Source organism: Streptococcus oralis ATCC 35037, from assembly GCF_900637025.1.
GTDB classification, from domain to species: Bacteria; Bacillota; Bacilli; order Lactobacillales; family Streptococcaceae; genus Streptococcus; species Streptococcus oralis.
In genome coordinates this window covers 617885-644233 of record NZ_LR134336.1, presented here as the reverse complement: position 1 = coordinate 644233, position 26349 = coordinate 617885, and the positions used below count along the sequence as shown (strand labels likewise).

Annotated in this window: 28 protein-coding genes, 2 tRNA genes and 1 other RNA gene; 8 read left to right on the top strand and 23 right to left on the bottom strand. The window is 42.0% G+C overall.

Annotated features, from left to right (window positions below; genetic code table 11):
• Positions 1-69: 69 nt before the first annotated feature.
• From EL140_RS03215 to EL140_RS03205, 3 genes are read right to left on the bottom strand one after another with little or no spacing between them, the layout of a single operon-like run.
• On the bottom strand, positions 70-2022 hold the full coding sequence (locus EL140_RS03215; RefSeq protein WP_000701468.1) for a PTS fructose transporter subunit IIABC: 1953 nt from the start codon (positions 2020-2022) through the stop codon (positions 70-72).
• Positions 2019-2930 (bottom strand): 1-phosphofructokinase, encoded by a 912-nt coding sequence (pfkB, locus tag EL140_RS03210; protein ID WP_000640799.1) that lies wholly within the window; start codon positions 2928-2930, stop codon positions 2019-2021. Before pfkB ends, EL140_RS03215 begins: the two co-directional genes overlap by 4 nt.
• Complete coding sequence (locus EL140_RS03205) at positions 2927-3667, bottom strand: DeoR/GlpR family DNA-binding transcription regulator (RefSeq protein WP_000920635.1); 741 nt, start codon at positions 3665-3667, stop codon at positions 2927-2929. Before EL140_RS03205 ends, pfkB begins: the two co-directional genes overlap by 4 nt.
• 161 nt (positions 3668-3828) lie before the next feature.
• Here EL140_RS03205 and EL140_RS03200 point away from each other — a divergent pair.
• A tRNA-Ser gene (locus EL140_RS03200) sits at positions 3829-3916 on the top strand.
• A 169-nt stretch (positions 3917-4085) separates the two neighbouring features.
• On the opposite strand, the gene EL140_RS03195 is transcribed toward EL140_RS03200, so the two are convergent.
• The 6 genes from EL140_RS03195 to EL140_RS03170 form a co-directional block, all read right to left on the bottom strand.
• Positions 4086-5045: a hypothetical protein gene (locus tag EL140_RS03195; protein ID WP_000721419.1), complete on the bottom strand. Its 960-nt coding sequence runs from the start codon at positions 5043-5045 to the stop codon at positions 4086-4088.
• Between the two features lie 79 nt (positions 5046-5124).
• A tRNA-Ser gene (locus EL140_RS03190) sits at positions 5125-5212 on the bottom strand.
• A gap of 71 nt (positions 5213-5283) precedes the next feature.
• Positions 5284-5631: a transfer-messenger RNA gene (gene ssrA, locus EL140_RS03185) on the bottom strand.
• 58 nt (positions 5632-5689) lie between these two features.
• Entirely contained in the window at positions 5690-6325 is a 636-nt protein-coding gene (locus tag EL140_RS03180; RefSeq protein ID WP_000290626.1) for an SGNH/GDSL hydrolase family protein, read from the bottom strand.
• Position 6326: 1 nt separating this feature from the next.
• A complete protein-coding gene (locus tag EL140_RS03175; RefSeq protein WP_000152920.1) occupies positions 6327-7154 on the bottom strand; it encodes a Cof-type HAD-IIB family hydrolase in 828 nt (275 codons plus the stop codon).
• Positions 7155-7177: 23 nt separating this feature from the next.
• Positions 7178-8497 (bottom strand): CapA family protein, encoded by a 1320-nt coding sequence (locus tag EL140_RS03170; protein ID WP_000415548.1) that lies wholly within the window; start codon positions 8495-8497, stop codon positions 7178-7180.
• Between the two features lie 155 nt (positions 8498-8652).
• Here EL140_RS03170 and def point away from each other — a divergent pair, with 155 nt between their 5' ends.
• Both def and rlmB read left to right on the top strand, forming a co-directional pair.
• Complete coding sequence (gene def, locus EL140_RS03165; RefSeq protein ID WP_001272959.1) at positions 8653-9264, top strand: peptide deformylase; 612 nt, start codon at positions 8653-8655, stop codon at positions 9262-9264.
• A 44-nt stretch (positions 9265-9308) separates the two neighbouring features.
• Positions 9309-10037: a 23S rRNA (guanosine(2251)-2'-O)-methyltransferase RlmB gene (rlmB, locus tag EL140_RS03160; RefSeq protein WP_000855740.1), complete on the top strand. Its 729-nt coding sequence runs from the start codon at positions 9309-9311 to the stop codon at positions 10035-10037.
• A gap of 36 nt (positions 10038-10073) precedes the next feature.
• On the opposite strand, the gene trxB is transcribed toward rlmB, so the two are convergent.
• The 7 genes from trxB to EL140_RS03125 all read right to left on the bottom strand — a co-directional run bounded on the left by trxB (position 10074) and on the right by EL140_RS03125 (position 14428).
• Positions 10074-10985, bottom strand: coding sequence for a thioredoxin-disulfide reductase (trxB, locus tag EL140_RS03155; protein ID WP_000272341.1), 912 nt, complete (start codon positions 10983-10985; stop codon positions 10074-10076).
• A 65-nt stretch (positions 10986-11050) separates the two neighbouring features.
• Entirely contained in the window at positions 11051-11275 is a 225-nt protein-coding gene (locus EL140_RS03150) for a DUF4059 family protein (RefSeq protein ID WP_000924293.1), read from the bottom strand.
• A 77-nt stretch (positions 11276-11352) separates the two neighbouring features.
• On the bottom strand, positions 11353-12096 hold the full coding sequence (locus EL140_RS03145; RefSeq protein WP_000590992.1) for an amino acid ABC transporter ATP-binding protein: 744 nt from the start codon (positions 12094-12096) through the stop codon (positions 11353-11355).
• Positions 12096-12896 (bottom strand): amino acid ABC transporter permease, encoded by an 801-nt coding sequence (locus EL140_RS03140; protein ID WP_000219167.1) that lies wholly within the window; start codon positions 12894-12896, stop codon positions 12096-12098. The genes EL140_RS03145 and EL140_RS03140 overlap by 1 nt, the downstream gene beginning before the upstream one ends.
• Before the next feature lie 156 nt (positions 12897-13052).
• Positions 13053-13409: an arsenate reductase family protein gene (locus EL140_RS03135; protein WP_000889080.1), complete on the bottom strand. Its 357-nt coding sequence runs from the start codon at positions 13407-13409 to the stop codon at positions 13053-13055.
• 12 nt (positions 13410-13421) lie between these two features.
• Positions 13422-13937, bottom strand: coding sequence for a methylated-DNA--[protein]-cysteine S-methyltransferase (locus EL140_RS03130; protein ID WP_000812479.1), 516 nt, complete (start codon positions 13935-13937; stop codon positions 13422-13424).
• Positions 13934-14428 (bottom strand): GNAT family N-acetyltransferase, encoded by a 495-nt coding sequence (locus EL140_RS03125; protein WP_000405838.1) that lies wholly within the window; start codon positions 14426-14428, stop codon positions 13934-13936. Before EL140_RS03125 ends, EL140_RS03130 begins: the two co-directional genes overlap by 4 nt.
• 134 nt (positions 14429-14562) lie before the next feature.
• Between EL140_RS03125 and EL140_RS03120 the strand changes: the two genes are divergently transcribed.
• A complete protein-coding gene (locus EL140_RS03120) occupies positions 14563-15009 on the top strand; it encodes a DUF1836 domain-containing protein (RefSeq protein WP_001087578.1) in 447 nt (148 codons plus the stop codon).
• Positions 15006-15653, top strand: a complete 648-nt coding sequence (gene trhA, locus EL140_RS03115) for a PAQR family membrane homeostasis protein TrhA (RefSeq protein ID WP_001097972.1) — start codon at positions 15006-15008, stop codon at positions 15651-15653. Before EL140_RS03120 ends, trhA begins: the two co-directional genes overlap by 4 nt.
• A 19-nt stretch (positions 15654-15672) precedes the next feature.
• On the opposite strand, the gene pdxT is transcribed toward trhA, so the two are convergent.
• The 3 genes from pdxT to nox all read right to left on the bottom strand — a co-directional run bounded on the left by pdxT (position 15673) and on the right by nox (position 18767).
• Entirely contained in the window at positions 15673-16254 is a 582-nt protein-coding gene (gene pdxT / locus EL140_RS03110; protein WP_000689932.1) for a pyridoxal 5'-phosphate synthase glutaminase subunit PdxT, read from the bottom strand.
• Positions 16255-17130, bottom strand: a complete 876-nt coding sequence (pdxS, locus tag EL140_RS03105; protein WP_000138520.1) for a pyridoxal 5'-phosphate synthase lyase subunit PdxS — start codon at positions 17128-17130, stop codon at positions 16255-16257.
• Between the two features lie 257 nt (positions 17131-17387).
• Entirely contained in the window at positions 17388-18767 is a 1380-nt protein-coding gene (gene nox, locus EL140_RS03095) for a H2O-forming NADH oxidase (protein WP_000036762.1), read from the bottom strand.
• A 307-nt stretch (positions 18768-19074) separates the two neighbouring features.
• Here nox and EL140_RS03090 point away from each other — a divergent pair, with 307 nt between their 5' ends.
• The 3 genes from EL140_RS03090 to EL140_RS03080 are packed head-to-tail and all read left to right on the top strand — an operon-like array spanning position 19075 to position 21890.
• Positions 19075-20004 carry an FAD:protein FMN transferase gene (locus tag EL140_RS03090; RefSeq protein ID WP_002875125.1) on the top strand — a complete coding sequence of 310 codons (930 nt, stop codon included), beginning with the start codon at positions 19075-19077 and terminating at the stop codon, positions 20002-20004.
• An 18-nt stretch (positions 20005-20022) separates the two neighbouring features.
• Complete coding sequence (locus EL140_RS03085; protein WP_000915935.1) at positions 20023-20628, top strand: NADPH-dependent FMN reductase; 606 nt, start codon at positions 20023-20025, stop codon at positions 20626-20628.
• A gap of 17 nt (positions 20629-20645) precedes the next feature.
• Positions 20646-21890 (top strand): NAD(P)H-dependent oxidoreductase, encoded by a 1245-nt coding sequence (locus tag EL140_RS03080; protein WP_000673672.1) that lies wholly within the window; start codon positions 20646-20648, stop codon positions 21888-21890.
• Between the two features lie 83 nt (positions 21891-21973).
• On the opposite strand, the gene EL140_RS03075 is transcribed toward EL140_RS03080, so the two are convergent.
• From EL140_RS03075 to EL140_RS03060, 4 genes are all read right to left on the bottom strand, one after another.
• Entirely contained in the window at positions 21974-22231 is a 258-nt protein-coding gene (locus tag EL140_RS03075) for a DUF896 family protein (RefSeq protein WP_000371290.1), read from the bottom strand.
• 41 nt (positions 22232-22272) lie between these two features.
• A complete protein-coding gene (gene glyS, locus EL140_RS03070; protein ID WP_000164798.1) occupies positions 22273-24309 on the bottom strand; it encodes a glycine--tRNA ligase subunit beta in 2037 nt (678 codons plus the stop codon).
• 259 nt (positions 24310-24568) lie between these two features.
• Positions 24569-25486: a glycine--tRNA ligase subunit alpha gene (gene glyQ, locus EL140_RS03065; RefSeq protein ID WP_000038733.1), complete on the bottom strand. Its 918-nt coding sequence runs from the start codon at positions 25484-25486 to the stop codon at positions 24569-24571.
• A gap of 211 nt (positions 25487-25697) precedes the next feature.
• Positions 25698-26069 (bottom strand): GFA family protein, encoded by a 372-nt coding sequence (locus EL140_RS03060; protein ID WP_000912017.1) that lies wholly within the window; start codon positions 26067-26069, stop codon positions 25698-25700.
• Positions 26070-26349: the final 280 nt, after the last annotated feature.

The following is a 26349-nucleotide window of genomic DNA, read 5'->3' as shown; positions in this document are numbered from 1 at the left end:
TTTCACAGCCATTTCGAATAGAGAAAAAGATTGCACCAAATGGTAACAATCTTTCTATTCTAATACTTTTTATGCTTGTGGTTTGCGTAGGTAGCCATAAACCACACCACTTACAATTGCGCCAACCAAGACAAAGGCAAGGTAGAGAAGGGCATTTGAAGTAAGAGCGATGACGAAGATTCCTCCGTGGGGCGCCATGAGTTTAATACCTGCAAGACCAACGAGTCCGCCCGCTACTGCTGAACCAAGGATGAAGCTTGGAATCGCACGAGCTGGGTCAGCGGCACCAAATGGAATCGCTCCCTCAGTGATAAATGACAAGCCCATGATGATGTTTGTCAAACCAGAGTTGCGTTCTTCTTTGGTAAATTTATCTTTGAAAAGAAGGGTTGCGACAAAGATGGCAAGTGGTGGCACCATTCCGCCAGCCATAACTGCTGCCATTGCTACAGAACCACCTGAAGAAACAGTCGCTGCAAGCGTACCAGTACCAAAGACATAAGCCGCTTTATTAACTGGCCCACCCATATCAACAGCCATCATGCCTCCAAGAACGATACCAAGAAGGACAGCTGAACCTCCTCCAAGACCACCTAGGAAGTCATTCATAGCAGTGTTGATTGCTGCCATTGGAATATTGACAGCCAACATAACAAATCCTGTCAAGATTGTTCCGAAAAGCGGTAGGATAAGGATAGATTTAGCACCTTCAAGTGAACGAGGAACTTTAACGTATTTCTTGATAGCAAGAACCAAGGCACCTGCGATAAATCCACCAACAAGGGCACCTAGGAAACCAGATGAGACACCTGCAAGAGTTGAAGTTGCTTCACCACCTGCGGCATAAGGAATTTTACCAAAGGCAAAACCTTCTTTGGCAATAGCACCAGCAACGAAACCAGCTACCAAACCTGGTTTTTCAGCGATAGAGTAGGCTACATATCCTGCAAAGACTGGAAGCATCAAGCCAAAGGCAGCCCCACCGATTTTCATGAACATGGAAGCGAGCTCATGGTAGGATCCGAGATTGCCAAGACTATCTTGCGGCACACCAAAAGCTCCGTCGATTAAGAAGGCGAGGGCAATCATGATACCACCACCGATAACGAATGGCAACATTTGAGATACACCACTCATCAAGTGTTTGTAGAAGGCACCACCAAGGCTTTGTTTTTCATTAGATGCTGTTGCAGCTTTTGCTCCATTAGCAGCACGATAAACTTCAGCATCTCCTGAAAGAGCCAAATTGATCAATTCTTCTGTCTTACGGATACCGTCTGCAACCGGGCGATTGATCAATGGTTTCCCATCGAAACGATCCATCTCAACAGCCTTGTCTGCTGCGATGATAACAGCTTTAGCCTTGCGGATGTCTTCCGCAGTCAATTGGTTCCCAACACCGCTAGCACCATTGGTTTCAACCTTGATACCAACACCCAATTCAGCAGCCACTTTTTGAAGGGCTTCTTGAGCCATGTAAGTGTGGGCAATACCTGTCGTACAAGCTGTAACAGCTACGATAAAGTCGCCAGAGTCATTAGCAGGTGCTTGAACAGGTTCCTCAGCTTTTTCTGAAGCTTGGTCAAAAAGTTCAATAACTTGATCAGCTGATGTTACTTGACGAAGTTTGTCAGCAAAACCGTCTTTCATCAAGTATTGAGACAATTCTGCCAAGGCTGCCAAGTGAGTATCATTGGCACCTTCTGGAGCTGCAATCATGAAGAAGAGGTCTGTTGGTTGCCCATCCAAGCTTTCGTAGTCAACACCCTTGTTTGACTTAGCAAAGAGAACCGTTGCTTCTTTGACAGCAGAGTTCTTGCTGTGAGGCATAGCAATTCCGTCACCCAAGCCAGTGGAAGTGAGAGCTTCACGCGCTAAGATTCCTTCTTTAAAGGTTTCAAAATCCGTCACGTAACCGTGATCTACCAAACTTTTAATCATCTCTTCGATAACAGCTGTTTTTTCAGTTGCCTGCAAATCCAGCAACATGACATCTTTTCTCAATAGGTCTTGAATTTTCATCGTTTTTCTACCTCAACTTTTTCATATGTTTCTTTAATAAATTCCGCCGTTGCCAAGTCATCCGAGAAGGTAGTTGCTGTTCCACAAGCTACTCCCCATTTGAAGGCTTCTACTGCATCTTTAGATTTGACAAATTCACCTGTAAATCCAGCAACCATAGAGTCGCCAGCTCCCACTGAATTTTTGACTGTTCCCTTGATAGGTTTTGCGAAGTAAGCTCCCTCAGATGTGACAAGAAGAGCACCGTCCCCAGCCATAGAGATGATGACGTTTTGAGCTCCCTTGGCCAGTAACTGACGAGCATAGTTCTCGATTTCATCTAAACTTTCGAGTTTCACTCCAAAGATAGCTCCAAGCTCGTGATTGTTTGGTTTAACCAAAAGTGGCTGGTAGTTTAAACTATCAATCAAGGTCTGTCCTTCAAAGTCACAAACCACTTGCGCACCAGTCTGACGTGTCAAGGCAATCAAATCCTTATAGATAATATTGCCCAGGTTCTTAGCACTCGAACCCGCAAACACAACCGTATCATCTGCTGTCAGACTTGAAAGAATAGCTTTCAAGTCTTCTAGCTGAGCCGGTTCCACATTTGGACCAGTCCCATTGATTTCTGTTTCTTGGTCTGCTTTAATCTTGACATTGATACGAGTATCTTCTGCTACTTGGACAAAACGCGTTTCGATTTCCTCTTCTGCCAAAGTATCTGTGATAAATTTACCAGTAAAACCTCCGATAAATCCAGTCGCTGTATTTGGAATATCCAAGCGTTTCAAAACTCGACTGACATTGATTCCTTTCCCTCCAGCAAACTTATCATCACTGTCCATACGATTGACACTACCGACTTGAACTTGGTCCAAGCGCACGATATAGTCAATAGACGGATTGAGTGTGACTGTATAAATCATACTTCTATTACCTCCGTTTTCTTCTTAATAGCCTGCAAGAGCTCATGCCCTTGACTTGTGATGACAATAGCGCGTTTAAGCGGTGCTACCTTGGCAAAGCAAGTTTGACCAATCTTTGACGAATCAACCAAAACATAGGTTTGTTTGGCATTCTCCAAAATAGCACGTTTAACGGCTCCCTCCTCCATATCAGGAGTCGTATAATAACCATCGTCCACACCATTCATCCCGATAAAGGCACGGTCAAAGTGCAATTGATTAATTTGGTTAAGAGCAACACCCCCGATACATGCATCTGTTGCCATCTTGACACTCCCTCCAACCATGACAGTTGGAATCTGTTTTTCAACCAACTGAACCGCATGATGGATGGAGTTGGTCACAACTGTGATATTCTTATTAACCAATTCCTTGATTAAAAAAGCAGTTGTCGTTCCAGCATCGATAAAGATAACATCTTGTTCCTTGATAAGAGAGGCAGCTTTCTGAGCCAGTATCTTCTTCTCTTGAAGGTTTTTGACAGATTTTTCTTGGATGGTTTCTTCTTCCTGCAAGGAGTGGGGCAATTCTGCTCCACCATGCACACGGCGAAGCTTGTTTTCCGCCTCCAATTCGTCCAAATCTCTTCGTACTGTCGATTCTGATGTTTCTAATAGACTAACCAATTTTTCTAGGGAAACTACATGATGTTGATTTAACTCCTCTAAAATCAGTTGCTTTCGCTCAGTTTTTAACACCAAATCACCTCCTGTTATCGTTTACACTATTCATTCTAGCACAATTTCTATCAAAGTCAAGCATTTTTTATCATTTTCTTTCAAATTCTATCATTTTTCTTATTTCCAAAATTTTTATTGCAAGATAAGTGGCTTTATGGTAGACTATTTGAGTAAGTATTGGAAGATTACTCAAGAGGCTTAAGAGGCCGTGTTGGAAACGCGGTAGGCGTGTAACAGCGTGCGTGGGTTCGAATCCCATGTCTTCCGTAGAATAAAGAAAAACTGCACCTCAATGCAGTTTTTTTATGGTTCTAAGAGCAATATATAGAAATGAAAAGCTGAGTTACTCTAACTATCACACCACATTTTTGTATCCTAATTCATAAAAAAACAAGTAGTTTATTAAGACTACTTGTTTTTCTTTTAAATCTTAGGATTAAATATTGCTTTTATCTTTTTTATCTGAAGATTTGTCTGTTGATTTATCAGTGGATTTATCTGAAGATTTATCAGAAGACTTGTCTGTTGATTTGCTCTTAGATTTTGTAGAGTTCTTACGATCAATCTTATCATATCCCTCAGTAGTATCCATTAACTCAGTTGATAAAGTACGATAATCTTCTTGAGAAATGAGCCAGTTTCCATCCTTATCCTTGGTTAGTTTGATTTCTGTATCAAAATCTCCAGTAGTAAGAGGTGTAAGAGCAGCTTCAGCATCTACATCACTGTAGGTAGCAAAATCTTTTCTGAAGAGGTGTTCGTAAATCCAATATGTCACCAATGTTTGGTAACGCTTGATGTCGACATTTGAACCAGCTTGGTTGTACTTACCTAGGTTATCGATACCACCAATAAGAATTGTTAGAACTTCTCGAATTGATGAAGTCAACCCTTTAGAATGCAACTTCTTAGAGTTAAAAGTAACAGTCGCAGTATTGCCTGATTCATCAACCTTCACATCTTTAACAGTGTAAGAACCGATATCTTGGAATAACTTGCGTTTCATCTTCAAAAAACCTGAAATGGTTTCTTCTGGAGTTTCTACAGGGAAATCTTTGTGCCATTGTACTGAGTAGGTAGATGCAGGTGAAAGCCCTTCTTCTTTGATTTTTTCACTTGTTTGCACTGCAAAAATGGCCTCAGTCCATTTTTCATAGGTTTCGCCATAAATCTTCTTAAATCGACTAGAGTCGCTAGTGAGAACTGAGTCTAAGAGAATTTCAGCATCTTTTGTAACTTTTTCTTTAACTTCTGCTGCTTCATCTTTCTTCTCAACTTGTTCCGTTTTCTCCTTGTTATCAGAAGAAGCCTCAGATGACTGATTAGAAAATACAGAACATGCACCCAAGACAACCGTCGAAAGTGCTAAGATACTTAGTAACTTGATCTTTTTCATGTTTCACCTCATTATGAAAATTTACTCTTGGAGACTACCTCCAAGGATAGTTGTTTAGAAAAACACTGGGTTTATCTAACGGAGAATGGGGGATTCGAACCCCCGCGCCAGTTACCCGACCTAACGATTTAGCAAACCGTCCTCTTCAGCCTCTTGAGTAATTCTCCACTAACACACTAGAATAAATAGGATACAACGAAGGATACAATTTGGAAAAAATCTACTGTATACCTGTTCATAATGGAGCCGGTGGGAGTCGAACCCACGTCCAAACACCTGCCAACATATTTGTCTACAACCATAGGTTATGTATTGTTTTAACAGTCCCTCGACACATAACTCAAGCCTAGGAACTGCGAGTCTATTAATCTCTTATCAAACCACTAGACAAGGCTTGATCGTATCTCGCTAATCATAAGACCTGTCATTGAACACGAGCAATCCAAATCAGGTCACGCCTGCTGTTTTTTAGGCAGCTAGAGCGTAAGAAGTGTTATTTTTTGCAGTTATATTTAACTGAGCGTTTACGTCGCCACACGGGTTGCAAAATATGCCTCATAATGCCTGTCGAATCCGTAACGACCCCAGGATGTTAGAACTATTATAACCTATCTTCACAAAAAATGCAAAATCAAGCCGTTTCTTTAGAAAAGACACCCTTTTAAGACTTCTGATAAGGCTTGATAACCAGCTACACTCAGATGGAGACCATCCGTTGTATAGGCTGATTGAAGTTGTCCTTCTGAATCTGTCAAACTATCATAAATTGGTAGAAAATCTACTTGCATATAGGCGGAGGCCAGAGCCTCATAGGCTTGATTCCATTCTCTGATCTTTTCATTGGTACGAATATATACTGTCTGCTTGTATTCTTCTCCTTCATTGACTGGCAGAATAGAAACAAGCTTTATTTGTGACAGCGGATAATCTCGGTTGAGCGATTGAATCACACCTTCAAGATTATCCAAAGCTTCATTCATGGGAATATCTTTTCCGATATCGTTTGTCCCAATTAGGAGAACAATTTGATCGACAGCATCACCATAAAGATGGGCATCCAAATTCTCTAATAACAATCTCGTCTGGTAGCCTCGGATACCACGATTAACAATCGTCTTGGCAACCCCAAACAACTCTTGAAGAGGGTAATATTCCACTATCGAATCACCAATAAAGATGATATCTGGCTCTAGAACAGATACTTGATTCAATTCACGATACTTGGTTTGAATCTTTGCCTGCTCCTTTAAGAGCCAATTCTCTAATAACTGTACTGCCACCCTATCCCTCTTTCTCTAACCACTTTTCTAGAATCTGATAAACGCCCCCTTGGCTGTTAGCTGGAGCTAGGGCTGTTGCAACTGCCTTGGCCTCTTCATCAGCATTTTCCATAGCATAGGCAATTCCAGCCATCTCCAACATCTCAACATCATTTTCGCTATCACCAAAAGCCATGATCTGTTCCGATGTCAAATTCCAGCGCTTGAGTAATTCTTCCAATCCCCAAGCCTTGTGAACCCCAGCCTGCAGGATATCAATACAGCCATAACCGCTAGAAACAGCTCTTACACGACCATCAAATAAATCATTAATTTCCTGCAAAACTGAACTAGAACGTTCTTCACCAACAACCATGCTCATCTTTAACACTCCACCGAAGAGGTCAGCTTGCAAGTCTTCCACAAAATTCATTCGTTGATAGAACTTTTCAATCATCTCTGGTGTCATAAATTTTTCTAGGTCTGTAAAAACAGTCCCTTTCTTGACAAAACCACCCTTCATACCTGTTACGACAAACTGATCTCGGCACTCTCTCCCTTTAAAATGAAGGAGAGCCTTGTCAACCATAGCATCATCCCAAGTCTGGGCCTGAAGTAATGTATCATACTCAAATATCCGAGCACCGTTAGCAACAACCAAGATCACTCTACTCGCCAAGTGTTCTAGTAATTGCCTCATACGGTGAACTTCATTCCCGGTCGCAATGACAAAACGGATATTCCTTTGATCCAGCTGATCTAAAATCCTTTCCAAGCGGGGCAGATCTAGCTGCCCCCTCGGGTCTAGCAAGGTTCCATCCATGTCTGTTGCAATTAATTTAATCGTCATCATATCTCCTTTAGGGCGAGTACCTACCACTTCAACCCTACATGTTCATTCATTTCTTTATAGGCCGTGTCAATTCGTTCCTTGGTCGCCTCGTCCAACTTGTCACGGTGACTGCCTCCCTCGATGAAGTCCTCTAGGATATAGGTCTGATAGAGGAAGAGCGGATAACCTTCTGGAGAGTAAGTCCCTTTGGGTGTTCGATTGACCCAAGTAGGATGCGCTTTGGCCGTTTCAATCCTAGTCTTGCCATCTTTTTTCTTAATGGTCACATCCATGAGAACACCGCGCTCCGTCCACTTGGCATTTTCCTCATCTTGCATGGTTTCAATGCGCTGGTTTGAGAGGAAATTTCCCATGGAGTAGATGATCAGTTTTTTGTCACCATCTTTTTCAACTGTTTCAGCAGGTTCAACGACGTGAGGATGCCCTCCAAAGATAATATCAGCTCCCCAGTCAATCATCTTGTGGTACAGTGTTTTCTGTTCTTCCGTTGGTTCTAGCTGGTACTCAATTCCCATCTGAGGCATGATGACAGTAATATCCGCCTCCTTCTCAGCACGCTCGATTTCTGCCTTCATCTTATCTTCATTCAAATCAGAAAGATAGCGATTATAGTCCTCTTGAGAGATATACTGCTCAATGCCATTAAAACCGTAGGAATAGGCCAGGAGAGCTACCTTGATACCATTGACTTCCTTGATGACTATAGGGGCTTGGTCACGGGATTCATGTGTGTAGACTCCGATGGGTGTCATTCCTGCCTTTTCAATAGCTTGAGCTGTTGAAACCACTCCCTCAATTTGAGAATCCAAAATGTGATTATGAGCCAAGTCTAGAACTTGGTAGCCTGCATCCTTGATTGCATCCATGACTTCCCCTGGTGCATTAAAGAGAGGATAACCTGCCAAATAGTGGTCCTTGTTCACCGTTCCTTCAAAGTCACCAATTACTAAATCCGCTTGCTTGAGCCAAGGTTTTACATACTCAAAATTTTCATGGAAATCATAGGTTCCATCTTCTTTAAGAGCTGTTCGGTAGATGGGGATATGGTAGAGAAGGTCACCATTTGCCATGATACGTGCCGTCGTTTCACCAGACTGATTTTCCTTGGATTGACTGGAAGTACTTGCAGAATCAAGAGTTTGATTACTAGGACTCGTTCCCTTACTACCTTGTACTGCTCGAACTAATAAGTTCCCCCCCATGGATAAGGCAACTGCAAGCAATAACACAATAATAAACTGGGCATTGGTCCAGGATTTATAATTCCGAAAGAAATCCACACTAGTTCTCCACACTCCATAAAGAGAGCCCTGAGACCGTCTATCTTGTCGCTTTTCCATCTTTATTCCCCCTTGCCTTTTGGTGCAAGTCTTTTCTTTTATTATACCACAGACAAAAGAGGAATACCGTTTATTATATTATTTTTTAGGAACTTCTGCGACTTTCTTTCTCGCCTATTTTGTGTTATCATGTAGAGGTAATGAAAGGAGAGAAAATGTCTGCAATAGAACGTATTACAAAAGCTGCTCACTTAATTGATATGAACGATATTATCCGCGAGGGGAATCCAACTCTTCGCGCAGTTGCTGAGGAAGTTACTTTCCCACTGTCTGACCAGGAAATCATCCTTGGCGAAAAGATGATGCAATTCCTCAAACATTCCCAAGATCCTGTTATGGCTGAGAAAATGGGGCTCCGCGGTGGTGTTGGGCTGGCTGCTCCCCAACTCGATATTTCAAAACGCATTATTGCCGTCTTGGTCCCAAATATTGTGGAAGAAGGTGAAACTCCACAGGAAGCCTACGACTTGCAAGCTGTTATGTACAATCCAAAAATTGTCTCTCACTCTGTTCAGGACGCTGCTCTTGGCGAAGGAGAAGGTTGCCTGTCTGTTGACCGAAACGTACCTGGCTATGTAGTCCGCCATGCTCGCGTTACTGTTGACTACTTTGACAAGGACGGAGAAAAACACCGTATCAAGCTCAAAGGCTACAACTCTATCGTTGTCCAACATGAAATTGATCATCTAAACGGAATCATGTTTTACGATCGTATCAATGAGAAAGATCCATTTGCTGTTAAAGATGGTTTACTGATTCTGGAATAAAGAAAATCCCGTTGCAAGACGGGGTTTTGTGTTATAATAGAGGCATGAAAACAAATGATATTGTCTATGGCGTCCACGCCGTTACAGAAGCCCTCCTTGCAAACACTGGAAATAAACTTTACCTCCAAGAAGATCTTCGAGGTAAGAATGTTGAAAAAGTCAAGGAACTGGCTACAGAAAAGAAGGTATCCATTTCTTGGACTTCAAAAAAATCCCTGTCTGAGATGACCGAAGGCGCTGTTCACCAAGGTTTTGTTCTACGAGTGTCCGAATTTGCCTATAGCGAGCTGGATCACATCCTTGCAAAAACACGCCAAGAAGAAAATCCACTTCTGTTGATTCTGGATGGTCTAACTGACCCTCACAACTTAGGCTCTATCTTAAGGACTGCTGATGCGACCAATGTTTCAGGTGTCATCATTCCCAAGCACCGTGCTGTCGGAGTGACTCCTGTCGTTGCCAAAACGGCCACAGGTGCTATTGAGCATGTACCGATTGCGCGAGTTACCAACCTCAGTCAAACCCTAGACAAACTCAAGGCTGAAGGCTTCTGGACCTTTGGAACGGATATGAACGGTACTCCTTGCCACAAGTGGAATACAAAAGGGAAAATCGCCCTCATCATCGGAAATGAAGGAAAAGGCATCTCGAGTAACATCAAAAAACAGGTCGATGAGATGATTACCATTCCCATGAATGGACATGTTCAAAGTCTCAATGCAAGTGTGGCTGCAGCCATTCTCATGTACGAAGTTTTCCGAAACCGACTATAAAAAAAGTTTCCAATCACTTGATTGGAAACTTTTTTCTTAACTATGTTCGGTGATAAACTTGTAGGCTTCTTGACCAGCGATGGCTCCATCTCCAACTGCTGTTGTCACTTGGCGAAGATCTTTTTGGCGAACATCTCCAACTGCAAAGATACCGTCAACGGCAGTTTTCATGTGATTATCTGTCACAATCCAGCCTGCCTGGTCTTGAATGTTCAATTCTTTAACAAAATCGCTAACAGGATCCAAACCGACATAGATAAAGACACCACCGAAGGCTTGCTCTGTCACTTGACCCGTTTTTACATTTTCAAAAATTACAGATTCTACTCGATTTTCACCTTTGATTTCCTTGACGACAGAATCCCAGATAAAGTTGACTTTCTCATTTGCAAAAGCACGGTCTTGCAAAACCTTTTGGGCACGAAGTTGGTCACGACGGTGAACAATGGTAACAGTCTTGGCAAAGCGAGTCAAGAAGAGAGCTTCTTCTACCGCTGAATCTCCACCACCGACTACGAGCAAGTCTTGGTCACGGAAGAAAGCTCCATCACAGACTGCACAGTAAGAAACACCTCGACTGTTCAGTTCTTCTTCTCCAGGAACACCCAAAAGACGGTGTTTTGACCCAGTTGCTACAATGACAGTACGGGTTTCGTAAACTTGATCATCAGTGATTACCTTCTTATAGTCACCATGGTCTTCAATATTTTCAACATAGCCATAAAGATGCTCCACTCCAAGGTTTTCAAGTGGTTCAAACATCTTTTCAGCCAATTCAGGTCCACTGATATTGGCATAACCTGGATAGTTTTCAATATCAGATGTGTTATTCATTTGCCCTCCTGGCAGACCACCTTCAATCAAAGCCACTTTCAGATTGCTTCGAGCAGCATATAAGGCAGCAGTCATTCCCGCAGGTCCAGCACCGACAATAATCGTATCGTACATTTCGATTCCTTCTTTCTTGTTGTAACTATCTTTATTCTAACTCATTCTTGCTAGTCACGCAAGGATTATGCCTTGAAAACCAAGAGCAAACTCATGACGGCAAAGGATAACACCGGAATGACCAAAACTCCAATCATAATCATATCATAGAGATGGGCTTGGCGAGCCTTGGCTGTCTTGTCCACACCAGACATAGCTCTCAATCCAATCCAAATCCCCAGAAAAATCACGACAAGGATGGTCGTTAAGATCAAACTCTCGAAATATAAAGAAAATAAATGCAGTAGCATGATCTCTCTCGTTTCTATCTTTTTTAAAGAGTAAACTCAGCTAGTCCAACTAACTGAGTTTCCCTTTTTCTATTATATCAAATATAAGTCCGTTTGTAACTAGCGAAGAATTCTTTTGTTCGTTCTTCTTTCGGATGATTGATGATTTCATCCGGTGTACCAGACTCGATGATTTTCCCTTTATCTAGGAATAGAACCTTGTCTGCCACTTGGGCTACAAAAGACATATCGTGACTGACCAAAATCATGGTCTGACCTGACTTGGCAGCGTCTGCAATAGACTTTTCTACTTCACCGACCAACTCTGGGTCCAGTGCCGACGTTGGTTCGTCCAAGAGCAAGACATCTGGTTTCATAGCAAGCGCACGCGCGAGGGCAACCCGTTGCTTCTGTCCACCTGATAAGTGGCGAGGATAATGGTTTTCACGGTCAGAAAGACCAACCTTGGCCAACTCTTCCTTAGCGATTTTTGTTGCTTCCTCGTCCGATAATTTTTTAACGACAACCAAACCTTCCTTGACATTGTCAAGAGCAGTTCGGCGTTCAAACAAATTAAACTGTTGGAAAACCATGGACAACTTGCGACGAAGGGTTAGGATTTCTTCTTGGCTAATCTGAGAAAAATCAACTTTAAAATTGTCAATCTGAATCGTTCCACTATCTGGAGTTTCAAGGTAGTTCAAACTACGAAGAAAGGTTGATTTCCCAGCTCCAGATGAACCAATCAAAGCCACTACCTCACCTTTTTGGATATCCAAGTTCAGATGATCCAAGACAGTCTGTCCTGAAAAGGATTTGCTTAAATTCGAAATCTTAATCATTAACGAAGGTCTCCTTTCACATCTGTAGACACTGTATCCGGTGCTGAAATAGCCATTTTCTTCTCGATAAAGCGACCGAGGCTCTCAATTCCGATATTGACCACCCAATAAACAAGGGCTACGGAGATGAAACGCTCAAAATAGCGATAATCGGCTCCACCCAAAATTTGAGCCTGAGCAAAGACTTCCACAACACCTGCACTAAAGGCTAGAGAAGTTCCCTTGGTCAAACCGATAAGAGAGTTAATCAAAGTCGGTGTCGCTACCACCGCTGCATTTGGAATAATCACGCGACGGTAAACTTGAACACGAGTCATACCCAAACTGCGTGCCGCCTCAATTTCACCTGGATTAACAGAAAGGATGGCTGCACGAATCGTTTCACTTGCATAAGCTGCCTCATTAAAAGCAAAGGCCACAATCGCAAAAAGTGCCGCTGGAATCGCATTGATATTGAGACCAGTTCCCCATTGTTGGTTGATAGCTTTCAGTGCTAAAGGAATTCCGTAGTAGGTCAACATAAGTTGAACTAGGATTGGGGTACCTTTTAAGAAACTGACGAAAAAGGCCTGCAAGGGATATAGAATCTTAACACGATTGATCTTTACAATGGCAAAAATCAGGGCAAGTAGCAAACCAAAGAGTGCACCTCCAAGCGTCAACATCAAGGTTGTAGGCAGTTGTTGGACAATCCTTGGAATTCCATCAAAGACCGAACGCAAACTAAAGAGCTTACCATCCGGAATGAGTTGCATCAAACTTTGGTACCAATCTGATGCTAAAAATGTTGTAACAGTCATAAAAACATCCTCTCCTGATAATGATTCATTCTATCATACTTCTGCTCGCAAGCAAATTATTTGCTACGGGCTGCTCAGACTTTGTCTACCTTCTAGTTTATCACACTTTAAAACAGGGAGGCTATATATTTTACCTATCAAGGAGATAAATAAAAACTATCTCAAACCTAAGTCCTCATAGGTTTTTCTATAGCCAATTTGTTTAACAGCACCATTCTCCACCAAAATTGGACGTTTCAATAACATACCATCACTGGCTAGAAGCTTGGCTGCTTCTTGTTTTGACAAACTTCCGACCTTATCTTTTAGGCCCAGTTCGCGGTATTTGATCCCGCTAGTATTGAAAAATTGTTTCACTTCAAAACCGGAAGTTTCCAACCAGTCCAAAATCACGTCTTCACTTGGTGTTTCTTCTACGATGTGGACAGCTTTATAGTTCACACCGAGTTGGTCTAGTTCATTTTTTGCTTTCTTACAAGTTGAACATTTTGGGTATTCGATAAATTCTAACATCTTCTTTTCTTTCTATTTTTTGTTTTCTTGAAATGCTGCACCTTCATGTTGCAAGAGCCAAGCTTTCTTTTCGACTCCAGATGCATAGCCTGTCAAGCGATTACCTGACCCCAGCACACGGTGACAGGGTACGAGGATGGACCAAGGATTGCGCCCCACTGCTCCACCAATCGCTTGGGCAGAAGCTACTTGCAGGTCCTGCGCTATTTGTCCGTAAGTCACTGTTTGACCATAAGGAATGGCCTGTAAGTATGCCCAGACTTGCTTTTCAAAATCTGTTCCAATAGGAGCAAAAGGTAAGTCAGATAGATCCTGAACACTGCCTTCGAAATAGGTATCTAAATAGGAAATAACTTGCTCTAATACAGGATGGCTACCAACTTCTTCTATCGTTTCATCCCCTAATCCCCTCTCAAAATGAGTTTGGTCCTGCACCCAAATTCCATAGAGATATTGCTCGTCAGCAACTAAGGATAAGGTTCCAATTGGTGACGGGTAGAGCATTTTTGCGTACTTATTCTGCTTCATTTTTTTAATTTCTGATAGGCCAAACGTTCCCCATCAACTAGAACCTTACCAACCTGTTGGAAGCCTAGCTTTTCAAAGATATGCTGCATGACCTTGTTTTCTGCATGCGTATCTGAACGAAAATCTAGATAATCAAAACCTTCAATCAAGCCTTCTAGGAAAGTCTGAGCAACACCTTGTCCTTGGACATCTGCTGCCACAGCGATACGGTGAAAGATCAGATATTCTGATTCTCCCCCCTGCCAACTCCCTTCATAAATGGCTTCATAGGCTTCCTCTGGGCTCTTGGTCACAGCAGCATAAGCTAGCAGTTCTCCTTCTTCCAATGCCACATAAGCTTGACCTGAGATGATATCATCGATAATGATGTCGGCATTTGGATAGCCATTTTGCCACTGGTCACTACCAGACTCAGCTAAGCACTTTTTGGCATCCTCCATCACCTGCATAATCGCATCTACTTCGTTTGGAAAAGCTAAACGAATCTCCATCTTTTCCCCTCATTTCTAACTAGTTTCTCTCATCATAGCATAATTTAAAGCTTTCTACAAGCAGTTGAAACTTGACTTTTATTTTTTATTATTTTATAATCTAGTTATTAAAACTAGATAAAAAGGAGTTGGAAATGAATTCTAACTTTTCCTACCCAAAATGGGAAGACATTCCAAACATTGACCTCTATCTGGATCAGGTTTTACTTTATGTCAATCAAGTCTGTGCCCCTATCTCTCCAGATAAGGACAAGGGGCTAACAGCATCCATGGTCAATAACTATGTCAAACATGGTTACCTGACAAAGCCGGATAAGAAAAAATACCAACGCAAACAGATTGCACGTTTGATTGCCATCACCACTCTCAAGTCTGTCTTTTCGATCCAAGAAATCGCTCAGACACTTAATACTCTGCAAACTCAAGCTAGCTCAGACCAGCTCTACGATGCTTTTGTGGACTACATGAACCATGGGATTGATCCAGAAAATCCTATTATCCAAACTAGCTGTCAAACGGTTAAACTCTATCATCAAACTCTAGACTTAATCCTTATCAAAGAAGAGGAGGAAATCCAATGAATACCAGTCTAAAACTCAGTAAAAAACTCAGTTTTGGAGAGGAAATTGCTAATAGCGTGACCCATGCTGTGGGTGCCGTTATCATGCTCATCCTACTCCCTATTTCATCCACCTATAGTTATGAAGCACACGGGTTTTTATCATCCTTTGGTGTTTCAATCTTTGTTATCAGTCTCTTTCTCATGTTCCTCTCGTCAACCATTTACCACTCTATGGCCTATGGTTCGACCCACAAATACGTCTTGCGAATCATCGACCATTCTATGATTTATGTGGCTATCGCAGGCTCTTATACGCCGGTCGTATTGACTTTGATGAACAACTGGTTTGGCTATCTGATCATTGCCATTCAGTGGGGAACGACTATCTTTGGCATCCTCTATAAAATCTTTGCTAAAAAGGTCAATGAGAAATTCAGCCTTGCCCTTTACCTGATCATGGGCTGGTTGGTTCTGGCTATCATTCCTGCCATTATCAGTCAAACAACGCCAATTTTCTGGAGTCTTATGGTAACTGGTGGACTCTGTTATACAGTTGGAGCTGGATTTTACGCTAAGAAAAAACCTTATTTCCACATGATCTGGCATCTCTTTATCCTAGCGGCATCTGCACTCCAATACATCGCCATTGTTTATTACATGTAAAAAAGTTGAGAATCTTTTCTCAACTTTTTTCTTTACACATATTGATAAAATACTGGTGCAAGCCAACATCATCTGTCAATTCTGGATGAAAAGAGGTTACCAGCATATTTTTTTCTTGCGCAGCAACGATTTGATTATCAACTGTTGCTAGAATTTCTACACCCTCTCCAACACTACTGATAATCGGTCCACGGATAAAGGTCATGGGAATCTGACCAACTCCCTTACATTCTGCCTCTGTATAGAAGCTTCCTAGTTGGCGCCCATAAGCATTGCGCTCAACCACTATATCCATGATTCCAAGATGACTTTCTTCCTGAGAAGTGATTTCCTTAGCTAGCAAGATTAAGCCCGCACAAGTTCCAAAGACTGGGAGTCCAGATAAAATAGCTTCTCGGATGGGAATCAACATCTGCTGGTCACGCAAGAGTTTGCCCATGGTTGTAGATTCTCCACCAGGCAAAATCAAACCGGACAAGTCACTCTGATATTTCTGAAAATCATCTAAATTTCTGATTTCGACACCAGTGACTCCTAATTTATCTAACACTTTTGCATGCTCTGCAAAGGCGCCTTGCAAGGCTAGTATTCCGATTTTCATCTATTTTCCTCGCTCAGCCATGAGAATTTGAATTTCATTCTCATTGATACCAACCATGGCTTCCCCTAGGTCTTCAGAGATTTGTGCTAGAATTTGAGGATTTTGGTAGTTGGTTACCGCTTTGACAATGGCACTTGCTCGTTTAACAGGATCTCCTGACTTGAAAATACCTGAACCAACAAAGACACCCTCTGCCCCCAATTGCATCATCAGCGCAGCATCTGCTGGTGTTGCCACACCTCCAGCTGCGAAGTTAACAACTGGCAATTTTCCATGTTCATGAACGTATTGGACCAATTCTACAGGGACTTGCAAGTCCTTGGCAGCCACATAAAGTTCATCTTCGCGTAGATTTTGAATACGGCGTATTTCTTGATTCATCATGCGCATATGACGAACGGCTTGAACGATGTCACCTGTCCCCGGTTCTCCTTTTGTCCGAATCATGGAAGCTCCCTCAGCGATACGACGCAAGGCTTCACCCAAATCCTTAGCTCCACAGACAAAAGGAACTTGGAATTCCTTCTTATCTACATGGAAACGATCGTCTGCTGGAGACAGCACTTCACTCTCATCGATATAGTCAATCTCAATAGCCTCTAAAATCTGAGCTTCAACAAAATGCCCAATTCTGACCTTGGCCATCACTGGAATGCTGACCGCTTCTTGGATTTCCTTAATCATCTTTGGATCACTCATACGAGAAACTCCACCAGCTGCACGAATATCAGCTGGAATCCGCTCCAACGCCATAACAGCTGCCGCACCAGCAGCCTCTGCGATACGAGCCTGTTCAGGGTTCTGAACGTCCATGATAACCCCACCTTTGAGCATCTGTGCCAAGTTTTTATTTAGTTCATAACGATTTTCGGTCATTTCTTAATCCTCATCATTTGTATTGGTAGCTACCATTTCATTTTAAGCCAGATTAGAATGAAGTACAAGATAAAAAAAGGATAATTGTATGGGTACAGATTGACACTCAATGAAAATCAAAGAGCAAACTAGGAAGCTAGCCGCAGGCTGTACTTGAGTACGGTAAGGCGAAGCTGACGTGGTTTGAATTTGATTTTCGAAGAGTATAACTAAAAAACTATCTGACCTTAACTTAAGGCCAGATAGCTCAGCTATTGTTATTTTTCAGCTGTAAGTGCAGCCATTGTGATGTAATTGTATGGTTTGTTGAAATGTGGCAAGAAGAATAGGTCTGTCAAAGCCAATTTATCAATGGTTACATGCTCTTGGATAGCAAGTGAGAACATGTGGATTCCCATGCTGATAGCAGAATCGTGTGAAACCATTTGCGCACCAAGGATTTCGCGGCTGTCTTTGTCAAAGACAATCTTGATGGCAACTTCGTGGTTGTCATGTTTGATAAATTCTGGTTTTTGAAGATCGTTAAAGCCAGTTTCAGTTGCATTATAGCCTGCAGCTTTGGCTTTTTCAAGAGTCAAACCAGTCGAAACCATGTGAAGACCGTAGATAGAAATACCGTTTGATCCTTGAACTCCGATTCCTTCCAATTCATGACCACAAGCGTTATAAGCACCAACGATACCAGTACGTACAGCATTAGATGCAAGAGCGATGTAGCTTGTATCTTTACGAGCATTGTCATAAACAGTTGCACAGTCACCAACAGCGTATACACCTGGGATAGATGTTTCTTGTTTCTTATCTACAAGGAAAGCACCGTTACGGAAGAGTTCAATCTTACCGTCAGCAAGAGCTGTGTTTGGACGGAAGCCAACAGCAAGAACCACCATATCCACATCAAATGTTTCTTTGTCTGTTACCAAGCGTTCAACTTTTCCATCACCTTGGATGGCTTTAACTGTTTGACCAAGAGCCAAGCGAATGTTGTGGTCTTCCAAGTTCTTCGCCATCATTTGAGTAAAGTCTTTGTCATAGTAGCCGTTCAAGACAGTGTCTACAATATCTACAAGCACTACTTCTTTTCCAAGACGCTCGAAAGCTTCAGCAAGTTCTACACCGATGTAACCACCACCAACAACGGCAATGCGCTCAAGGTGTTTGCTCTTGTCTTCAAGTTTTTCAATAACTTCTTCAGCGTTTTGGTACAATTTAACAAATTGTACATTTTCAAGAGTCGCTTTGAATTCGCGGTTACCCTTAACGATTTCAACACCTTCGATTGGAGGCAAGATTGGAGTTGAACCAGTTGCAAAGATCAATTTATCATAAGACTCTTTGTGTTCTTTACCTTCAACTTCTGCAGTCACAACTTTGTTATCGTAGTCAATTGAAAGAACTGGTGAGTTCATGTAAACTTTAGCACCTTTTGCTTCCAATTTTTCTTTATCAGAGTAGAAGAGACCTTCTGGGCCATCAATTTGTTCCCCGATCCAAAGCGCCATTCCACAACCAAGGAATGAAATATTTGAGTTTTGGTCAAATACTACGATTTCGTTCTCATGTCCGAAGTTGTCCAACATCGTATTAATACAAGCTGTACCAGCGTGGTTAGCACCAACTACAACGATTTTACTCATAGAAAAATTCCTACCTTTAATTTTTGATTTACCTTTCTAGTATATCATTTACTGTTAGCGTTTACAAGGCATTTGCTCAGAATTCTCTTTTTTTCAGAAAAAAATACACTTAACATTGATAAATCCAATTTTTCTATCGTTTTCATATTAATTTTGAGCATATTTCTTGACTTTTTGTCAAAATTCATTTGTGAAAACGCTGACTTTATGATATGCTAGATACATGGAAAGAAAATGTAAGGGGTTTAATTTTTCTTTAACGACCTTATATTAAATGATTTCCTATAAAGAGAAAGGAGCTGGTAGCTTGCCTCTTCATTCACGTTCGGAACGGCTAATGGGAACAACTATCACGATTTCATTAGTAGATGAACAGGCTGATTGCCTACTTCAAGGAGCCTTTGACTTGCTCAAGGAGCTCGAATACCGCTTCAACGCCAATAGTCAAGAATCCGAACTGATGGAAATCAACTACCAGGCTGGAATCGCACCTGTTAAGGTTCATCCTGACTTATTTGAACTGATTGCTCTTGGACTTGAGCATAGCTTAGCTCCATCTAGCCATCTAAACATTAGCATTGGCCCCTTGATTCAAACCTGGCGAATCGGATTTGCAGATGCACGGCTTCCAGACTCTAAAGAAATCGAAGCTGTCTTGCCTCTAGTTGACCCGCATTTTATCAAGTTGGATCCGACTAACTCTACTGTCTTTTTAGAGAAGAAAGGAATGAAGCTTGATTTAGGTTGTTTAGCTAAGGGCTATAGTGCAGATAAGGTTGCCCAGTATTTGAAAGAACACGGTGTCACCTCTGCCCTGATCAATCTCGGAGGAAATATCCTCACCATCGGGAACAACCAAGCCAAAGAAGGGAAAGCCTGGCAGATTGGGATTCAAGATCCTCGAAATCCTCGTGGCAATCATCTCCTAACCATTCCTGCTTCTAACAAATCCGTTGTCACTTCAGGTATCTATGAACGCCACCTGACAGTAGATGGAAAAGACTATCATCATATCTTTGATAGTGAGACAGGATTCCCTGTCGAAACCGATCTCGCTAGCCTAACGATTATCTCTGATAAATCCGTTGATGGTGAGATTTGGACAACGCGCCTTTTCGGAGAACGAAGCGCTTCTATCCTCTGGCAAGTCGAAAGTATAGATGGTATTGAAGCCATCCTCATCGACAAAGAGGGACGCCTTGCATGTTCTTCAGGCCTTCAAAATTGTATTATGTAAAAAGAGAAAGGAAATCTCATGCTAAAACTTATTGCCATTGTTGGAACGAACTCTAAACGTTCTACAAACCGCCAATTGCTCCAATACATGCAAAAACACTTTGCTGATAAAGCTGAAATTGAACTCGTTGAAATCAAGGATATCCCTGTTTTCAACAAACCAGCAGATAAGCAACTTCCAGCTGAAATTCTTGAGATTGCAGCTAAAATTGAAGAAGCTGATGGTGTGATTATCGGTACTCCTGAGTACGACCACTCTATCCCTGCCGTTTTGATGAGCGCTCTTGCTTGGCTATCTTACGGTATCTACCCACTTTTGAACAAACCAATCATGATCACTGGTGCTTCTTACGGTACACTTGGTTCATCTCGTGCCCAATTGCAACTTCGTCAAATCTTGAACGCTCCTGAAATCAAGGCAAATGTTCTACCAGATGAATTCTTGCTTTCACACTCTCTTCAAGCATTTAACCCAAGTGGCGACTTGGTTGACCTTGACGTCATCAAGAAATTGGATGCCATCTTTGATGACTTCCGTATCTTTGTGAAAATTACTGAAAAATTGCGCAATGCACAAGAATTGCTTCGCAAAGATGCTGAAGAATTTGACTGGGAAAATTTGTAAGATAGGAGACCGAAAGAATGAAATTTGTTGGACTTGTTGGATCAAACTACGATCAATCATATAACCGCAAACTCTTGGAATTTATCCGTCGCAATTTCAAATTCAAATTTGAATTAGAAGTCCTTGAAATCGACGAAGTTCCAATGTTTAACCAAGACGAAAAATGGGACGAAAGCTTCCAATTGCGTTTCTTGTATAACAAGATTACACGTGCTGATGGTGTCATTATCGCTACTCCTGAGCACAATCACACTATCTCAGCTTCTCTCAAATCTGTACTTGAATGGCTTTCATACGAAGTTCATCCATTTGAAAACAAGCCTGTTATGATTGTGGGTGCATCATACTATGACCAAGGAACATCACGTGCCCAAGTTCACCTTCGTAAAATCCTTGATGCTCCAGGTGTCAATGCCTACACGCTTCCAGGTAACGAATTCCTTCTTGGTAAAGCTAAGGAAGCTTTTGATAACAACGGAAATATCACCAACGAAGGAACTGTTAAATTCCTTGAAACTTGCTTAGATAACTTTGTAAAATACGTAGGAGTCGTTTCGAAATTGAAAAAACCAAAACCAATCGAACCAGAAGACTTAGATTGTGGAAAACCAATTGCTACAACCATCACAGAAGTTGATCCTGACGATCCAGAATGGGTAGAAAAAGTTGCAGCAATCACTGGCGCTGTTTCTGGTGATACCTATGTCAAATTGGACCACGGTATCCTGACAGTTAACCAAATTGATATGTTCTTGAAAGCTATGCCATTTGAATTGACATACGCTGACGACAACAACCAATTCCTCTACTACAACAACGCTCACCAAGATCCAGACACCATGTTTGCTAAACGTGTACCACCTCAATCAGGTAGCCGTATGTCGACTGTTCATGGTTCTCTTCCACCAGCACGTATGAAGAATGTAGAGTGGGTTATCGGAACACTTCGCAACGGAAACCAAGAATACGTCCGTACTATCGTTCCAGGTTCTCCTGCAGGTGTCATCAACACCCACAACTACCAAGCAATGTACTATCCTGATGGATCATACGCTGGAATCAATGAAATTGTCTTTAACTTCCAACCATGGCTTGACTGGTACCTAAAAGAGACTGGTCAACGTTTGGTGGGTGGTAGCGGACCATTTGCTCCTGCAGCTGGAGGTCATGGAGATGCTGATGCTACTTCTGGCGCTTCTGATTCAGGGGATGCTGGAGGCCACGGTGGTGACGCTGATGCTACTTCTGGTGCAAGCAACTAAGAAACTAAAAAGGAGCCTAGTGGCTCCTTCTTTTTTGTTACAACAGAAAAGGGGAATGTAAATCATCTACACCCCCTTTCATTTTATGAGTTAGGATCATCTATACTACGGCCGTGCAAACCTTTTTCACGTTGTACTTGGCGTAATTTTTCTGGTGTGACGTCATTGCCTTCCTCGTCCACAATTTTAATTCCCTCGATGTGGTGACGAACAGAGCGACGATAGCCTTCGATGTACTCCTCACGAAGCTTAGCTTGTTCCACTTTTTCAGCAGAAGTTAAGCCTTCTGTTTTTTTCTTTTTGGCAAGCTCGTTGATACGAGCGATTTTTTTCGGATCCATTTCTTCTCCTTTGTGATAAGATACAGTCCGTTTGACTGAGTTTATTTGGTATTGATTTGGTTGAAACGAGCAAGTTTAGCTGCTTTCTTGGTTAATTGCGACAAGATAGCCAAACGATTTTGTCGAACAGTCTGATCTTCAGCCATTACCATGGTATTTTCAAAGAAAGCATCAATAACTGGGCTAAGCGCAAAGAGTTGTTCTAATTGCTGACTTGCAGCCCCTGACAAAACAAGTGATTCTACTGCTTCTGCCAAGGCTTTCTCTTCTTCATTCTCAAAGAGAGCAGGATCAACAGTATCAGTTCCTTCGGCTTTTTCAGCCAAGTTAAAGGCACGTGAGAGGGATTCGACAGATGGTTTGAAGTCTTCTTTCTTGCTTGCTTCCACAAGAGCACTTGCTGCTTCTAGCATATCCGCCACAACAAAGTTTGAACTTGCAAGGACTGCTTCCTTGATATCTTTTGGAGTAGAACCCATCATCTTATCAACACGAGCCTTGATAAAGTCCATAACCTCTGCTTTATTTTCATAAGTCAAGCTGTCGAATTTCAAAGCATAAAGGCTATCGATCAGCTCATCCATAGCAATATGCCAACCAAAGGCATCCAAGATACGAACCACACCTTGCGTCGCACGACGAAGGGCATAAGGGTCATTAGAACCTGATGGAATCAAACCTACTGAGAAGAAACTCAAAATCGTATCCAATTTGTCTGCAATGGCTAGAATGGCTCCAACCTTGCTCTCTGGAAGTTCGCCTTCAGCAGCTGTCGGCATGTAGTGTTCACGAATAGCAGCTGCCACCGCTGGAGTTTCCCCAGCAAGAAGGGCATATTTCTCACCCATAATTCCTTGAAGTTCATCAAACTCACCAACCATACCCGTCAACAAGTCAAACTTGTAAATAGCTGCTGCACGAGCTAGGTCAACTGTTTCATCCACTGACAAGCCAGCTTTTTCTGCCAAGAGAATGGCAATCTGCCCCGTACGAATCATGTGTTCACGAAGAGAACCAATCTTTTCGTGGAAGGTCACATGGTTCAATTTTTCGACAAGGTCAGAAATGACCAATTTTTGGTCTTCACGCCAGAAGAATTCTCCGTCTTCCAAACGGGCAACTAAAACTTTTTCGTTACCCTTGATGACATTTTCCAAATGCTCTGCATTTCCGTTACGAACAGAAATAAAGTTTGGCAAGAGTTTTCCATCTTGATCTCGGACAACGAAGTAACGTTGGTGTTCTTTCATCGAAGTCACCAAGACTTCTTCTGGAACTTCAAGGTATTTTGCATCAAAACTTCCCATAAAGGCAGTTGGGTATTCAACCAAGTTCAAGACTTCATTGAGCAAATCAGCATCAATTTCGATACGTACACCATGTTCAGCTTCGATTGCCTTTATTTGGTCAACAATCATTTGCTCACGTTCACGAGGATCCGCGATTACAAACTGCTTACGAAGATCTTCTTCGTAGCTCAATGCTGACTGAATCTTAGTTTCTTGTCCCAAGAAACGATGGCCACGACTTACACGACCTCCCTTAATATCAAGAAAATCCAAGTCAAACTCTTCTTCATCTAAAAGAACAGTTAAAGTGTGTACAGGGCGGATATATTCAAAAGCGTTGTTAGCCCAGTGCATGCTGACAGGGAAAGTTAGTGACTTCAAGACGTCTACTACACCTGGAACAATGGCTTCAACTGGTTGCCCCACTTCTTCCTTGGTAACATAGACATATTCTTCACCTTTGATTTCACGGAATTCAATATCTTCAACTGTCAAGCCTTTCCCACGGACAAATCCTTGAGCTGCTTTGGTGAAGTTTCCATCACTATCCAGGGCAATTTTCTTTGCTGGTCCCTTGAAATCTTCTGTCAAATCAGACTGTTTGTCTGCAAGACCAGTCACACGAACAGCCAAACGACGTGGTGTTGAGAAGGTTTGAATGGCTTCAAAGGAAAGACGATTTTCTTTGAGGAAGGCTACCATTTTTTCACCTAGTTGTTTTTCGCTTGGAGTTACCACATAGGCTGGTAACTCTTCAAGACCGAGTTCTACTAATAAGTTTTTTGTCATGTTTTTTCCTTTACATTTTCTTCAATCTTTTTTGATATGCACCTTAGGTACTGGGGACGTCGCTAACTAACTTTTGTGAGTCTGTAAGGAAATCTTATACCAAATAAACTAAGATTTCCAACAGTCTCATCAAAGTGGATTTAGCTGACTGATTTTTGAACCCAAGGTTTCAAAAATTCCCACATAACAGTACGCGGTGCATATCCCTTTAGCAAGTCTTCGACTTGCCTTTAACGATTTTAGAGCACAATATTACTTACTATTCTGCGTCTTCTGCTAGGAGTTTAGCTCGTGTTGCTTCATCCAAAAGTGGGTAACCTAGGCGTTTGCGTTCTGCGACAAAGGTTTTGGCTACGACACGGGCTAAGTTACGGATACGAGCGATATAGCCTGCACGCTCTGTTACGGATACGGCACCACGCGCATCAAGCAGATTAAAGGTGTGTGAACATTTGAGAACATAGTCATAGGCAGGGTGAACCAAGCCTTCTTCCAAGGCACGACCAGCTTCCTTTTCAAACTTATCAAAGTTTTCCAGCAACATCTCTTGGTCCGAAATTTCAAATGAGTATTTCGAATGCTCGTACTCAGGTTGAATAAAGATTTCTCCGTATTTTACACCATCAGCCCACTCGATATCATAGACAGAGTCCACTTCTTGAATGTAAGAAGCTAAACGTTCCAAACCATAGGTAACTTCCGCAGTCACAGGACCTGTTGCCAATCCACCAACTTGTTGGAAATAAGTGAACTGAGTGATTTCCATACCATCAAGCCACACTTCCCAACCGAGACCAGCTGAACCAGTCGAAGGATTTTCCCAGTTGTCCTCAACGAAGCGGATATCATGTTCCAATGGATTGATTCCCAATTTTTCCAAAGACTCAAGATAAAGTTCCTGGATATTTGATGGAGATGGCTTCATAACCACTTGGAATTGGTGGTGTTGGTAGAGACGGTTAGGGTTTTCCCCGTAACGACCGTCAGCAGGACGACGTGATGGCTCTACATAAGCCGCATTCCATGGCTCAGGCCCAATAGCACGAAGGAAAGTGTAAGGACTCATTGTCCCTGCACCTTTTTCATTGTCATAAGCCTGCATGAGCATACAACCTTGGTCATTCCAAAATTGTTGCAAAGTCAAAATAATTTCTTGAAATGTTAATTTCTTAGACATTGAATACTCCTTAATAAAAAATGATTTTTTGCGACACGAGTCTGCCTTGTCGATTATACGAGGCAAGACGAGTTAGTACTGCGTCTAGCTCAGGCACTCTAGTGCTGAGCGTGGGGCAGTCCGACTGTAAGGAGGTCTCTGCCACTGACGCAGTGGAAAGTCAATTTTTTAGACATTATTTACTCCTTTAATTTATATTATCTTTTTAGATTTATTCATCAAGCAACCAAGAAAAAGCTGGATCCTGAAAAATATGACGTTTGGGAACAGTTTGTAAATTCTGATCGCATTCGTCTATTGTACCTAGTTTCAAAGCACAGACTTCTGGTATATTTTCTTGAGCAGTGAAAATTTGACTATGACAGTTCTGACAGTAATAGCGTTGTTTTCCTGGAGATGAACTATAGGTAACCAACTGTTCTTTTCCATGCAATACTAGGTTTTTACTACTAACTTTGGCATTCACTGTATAGGCAGACGCAGTTGCTTTCCGACAGAATGAGCAGTGGCAAAAAACTAATTCCGACAATTCCTCATCTAAAGTGTAGGTCACTGCTTTGCATAAACAAGATCCTTTAAGCATTATGCTCCTTTCTACTTAGGCATTAGACGAAATTCAAAAAGAACCGAATTTCAACACCCAAGCCTTGCGACTAGGGGCGTCAGAAACGCGGTTCCACCCTAATTTATTACTTCATTTTTTTTAAAAATACGACAGAAAGCGCCAGTTTCTTAGCTTGTTCTACTTGGCTCCCACTGTCCCAAGCTCGCTTGAAGAACGCCATAAGACTTTCTTTCCTAGCTAGTATTATAGCAGATTTTCTAGCTAGTGTAAACCAAAAATGAGTCTGAAAACAAAGTTC